Annotated in this window: 4 protein-coding genes; 3 read left to right on the top strand and 1 reads right to left on the bottom strand. The window is 34.8% G+C overall.

Annotated elements, in window-relative coordinates; genetic code table 11:
- The coding region (locus tag HUN22_RS16140) for a hypothetical protein (RefSeq protein ID WP_174731478.1) at nucleotides 1-390 on the top strand (390 nt) is incomplete at its 5' end.
- 242 nt (nucleotides 391-632) lie between these two features.
- Nucleotides 633-2,048 (top strand): purine-cytosine permease family protein, encoded by a 1,416-nt coding sequence (locus HUN22_RS16135; protein WP_174731475.1) that lies wholly within the window; start codon nucleotides 633-635, stop codon nucleotides 2,046-2,048.
- Between the two features lie 60 nt (nucleotides 2,049-2,108).
- Here HUN22_RS16135 and HUN22_RS16130 read toward each other — a convergent pair whose 3' ends face one another.
- The gene (locus HUN22_RS16130; RefSeq protein ID WP_174731472.1) at nucleotides 2,109-2,546 is read right to left on the bottom strand and encodes a PACE efflux transporter; all 438 of its coding nucleotides are present in this window, start codon (nucleotides 2,544-2,546) and stop codon (nucleotides 2,109-2,111) included.
- A gap of 89 nt (nucleotides 2,547-2,635) precedes the next feature.
- On the opposite strand from HUN22_RS16130, the gene HUN22_RS16125 reads away from it, so the two are divergent.
- Nucleotides 2,636-3,488 (top strand): LysR family transcriptional regulator (locus HUN22_RS16125; protein WP_174731469.1); only part of this gene is annotated, 853 nt, incomplete at its 3' end.

Genomic DNA, 3,488 nt, shown 5'->3' with positions numbered 1-3,488 from the left:
GATCATGAGTTTCAAATTGCTTTAGATAAACATAGAGAATCCCTAAAAAATTTATTTAAAGATCTTTTCTCTGACCAAGAAATTAGGACAGAAAATGGAGGACACTTTTGTGTAACCTTCGGAGATTTCAAAATTTCCTTATTGATTGAAACTGCTAAATTTGAAAATGGTGTTCCTGTAAAATTAAACTCCGTAAATCCTGTTATTATTAAATGCAAGAAAGATAAGCCAATTGCAAAAGCACAGTTCACAGATGCAACACAATATCTAGATAACCATTTAGACACACCAAATTATCAGTATTATTTTAAGCAAGAAGATAAGACCCAACTGGTACAATTTTCTGAACTTCCCTCTTATTTCCAACTTGTTTTAGACGCAAATGTATAAAATAAAATAGAGCCCTCAGCAGAGGGCTTTTTCATATATTATTCTTCCATCACTTAACTTTAAAAAAATCAGTCAAATCCTTTTTCTTTTTATCTATGAATTATTTAACTCAATTTTAAAAGCTCAACCTTTAAAAACTATTTGATTCTTTTTAAATTTACTTGTATATACATGTTTATATTTGCTTATACAAATATGGATAAATAAGAATAGGATGGCTCTTAAAGGATAAGGAGAGTGAAATGGACTCATCGACAGGGAAACCTAATAGTAGTTTCATAGAAAACCGAAGCATTGATTTTATTCCTGAAAATGAAAGACACGGAGGTGTGTTTGCTCAATTCACCTTATGGTTTGGTGCCAATTTACAAATCACAGCCATTGTGACCGGTGCACTAGCCGTTGTGTTAGGTGGTGATGTTTTTTGGTCTATTATTGGTTTATTCGTAGGACAATGTTTTGGTGCGGCCGTCATGGCATTGCATGCTGCTCAAGGCCCTAAACTTGGCCTCCCTCAAATGATTTCAAGCCGTGTACAATTTGGGGTGTATGGCGCATGTATTCCAATCATACTCGTTTGCCTTATGTATATTGGCTTTACCGCAACTGGAGAGGTATTAGCTGGTAAAGCAATTGCTCATCTAGCCCATGTCAGTAATACAACTGGTATCTTAATTTATGCAAGTTTAATCATTTTATTCGCAACAATTGGATATCGTTTAATTCATTTGGTAGGCAAAGTAGCCAGTATTATTGGTTTGATTGCTTTTGTGATTATTTTGACTCAGATCTTCGCACTTTCTGATTTTTCTGAACTCTTAACAGTACGTCATTTCAGCTGGTCTTCATTCTTGTTAGCTGTTTCACTTTCTGCTTCTTGGCAAATCTCTTTTGGTCCCTATGTTGCAGACTATTCTCGATATCTTCCAACTAAGACATCTTCATCTCGTGTTTTTTGGGCCGTCGGCTTAGGTTCTTTAATCGGCTCACAAATTTCTATGAGCTTAGGCGTTTTAATTGCTCAAGTTGCAAACGGCAATTTTGTCGGAAATGAAGTTCAATATGTTGTTGGTATGAACCCAATTGCCCTTGTCGTAACCTTTCTATATTTTAGTATCGCTTTTGGGAAAGTTACTCTGTCGACCTTAAATGCCTATGGCAGTTTTATGTGTATTGCTACGATTTGGAATAGTTTCAAATCCACTCATCAAATCTCAAAAATCACAAGATTACTGATTGTCCTTGCTATGGTTGTAGTCTCAACCTTTATTGCAATTATTGGTGAACATACTTTTTTAAGCGCCTTTAAAGCGTTTATTTTGTTTTTACTCACCTTTTTTATTCCGTGGAGTGCCATTAATCTTGTTGATTACTACTTTATCTCTAAAGAAGAATGTGATGTAGATGCACTCTATGATCCAAATGGGAAGTATGGTCGTTGGAATCGCATTGGGATTACCTGCTACTTTCTAGGTATTTTGATTCAACTGCCATTTATTGATAGTAAATTTTATACAGGTCAAATTGCTGCAATGTTAGGTGGAATCGATTTGTCGTGGCTTGTAGGTCTTATCTCTACTGCTTTGATTTATTATATTTTCGCCAAGAAAGCTCAATTAAAGTTTTCAAAACAGTTAGTGATTGATCAAATCAAGTAATTACCCGAGATAAGCTATCAATGTCAAATCCCTTGATAGCTTATTGATATGATTTGATGACTATTCTTGTAGTACTTTGGCCTGTGCCGAAATAGGCAAACCAAATAATTTATCAAAGCTCCAATTAAATATAAAAGTATAAATAGGAATAATGATAATAAAGGCTACATCTAACCAGAAAGCTTCAATCAGAGAAATATCCATCCACCATGAAATAAGAGGGATCAAAAATAGAACTAAAGTAAGCTGAAAACCAATAGCATGCCCTACTCTACGTTTAACGGTACGGATATGACTGCTTTGTCTAGCTTCCCACTTCTCATATAAAATATTGTAGATAAAATTCCAAGTCACAGCGATGGTCGTAATCATGACAGATAGTGGCCCTGTATGTTCAACACTATCACCTGCCAAAATCGCTAACCCTACTGATGAAATAACCATTCCGATGACTTCATAAGAAGAAACATAGACAATTCGACGCTTTACACCTTGCATAATAGGCAAACTCTAATGAATTCTTTATATTTTAATTTCAGTCAAAATCATATATAAAGTTAATAGCTTTCAGTTCTACTGATATCAAAATGAATTTTAATAGTGAAAATATTGAACTCTTTATTACTGTACTGGATACAGGATCTTTCTCTGCGGCTGCCCGTAAACTAAATCGGGTACCCTCAGCAGTCAGTATGGCAGTTGCTAATCTAGAAGCAGAATTGGGTTACACCTTATTTGAACGTACTCCACGCAAGGTCATTCCTACACCTACCGCATTAGCTTTGGAACCTCAAGCACGAATTATTTCTGAACAACTGAGGCTATTTAGTACACATGCCCATGAACTGTCTTTAGGTCTTGAAAGTAAATTACGGATTGGAGTCGTCTCAGACGTAAATACCAAATTATTATTTTATTCAATAAACAAGTTGGCTGATAAATTCCCCTTACTGAATATAGAGATTATTACTGCACCTCAAGATGATATTGTTAATTTACTTTATTCAGAACAAATTAGTCTTTGCTTGGCAGGTTCAGACCTCAATATAAAAATGCGTGAGAATCTGCAATTGGTAATGACTGAAACAATAGTTGCTACTATATCATCCAGTCATACTCTTCTACAGGAAAAAACAAAGCAGTTTTCTATTGAGGAATTAATTAATATTAGACAAATTGTTGTGGCAAGTAGTGAACATGAGATGAGAGATTCTCGTTCAATTATTGGTGCAATGTACTGGAAAACCAATAGTCTACAAACAGCAATTAACATGGTAGAAGCAGGACTCGGTTGGGGAAATTTTCCTTTATCACTTGTACAAGAAAAAATCGATCAAGGTCATTTAGTTCTTTTAGATTTTAAAAATACAAAGAATCATTTACCTCTCTCTATTTATTTAATTTGGCTTCAGGACAACCCTTTACCTAAAGCAGCACGAG

Source organism: Acinetobacter lactucae (assembly GCF_013344765.1).
Classification (GTDB): domain Bacteria; phylum Pseudomonadota; class Gammaproteobacteria; order Pseudomonadales; family Moraxellaceae; genus Acinetobacter; species Acinetobacter lactucae_A.
This window is presented reverse-complemented; position numbering and strand designations above follow the sequence as displayed.

Coding starts and splice junctions, on each gene's coding strand:
- HUN22_RS16135 (WP_174731475.1), top strand. CDS start 633: ATGGACTCATCGACAGGGAAACCTAATAGTAGTTTCATAGAAAACCGA.
- HUN22_RS16130 (WP_174731472.1), bottom strand. CDS start 2,546: ATGCAAGGTGTAAAGCGTCGAATTGTCTATGTTTCTTCTTATGAAGTC.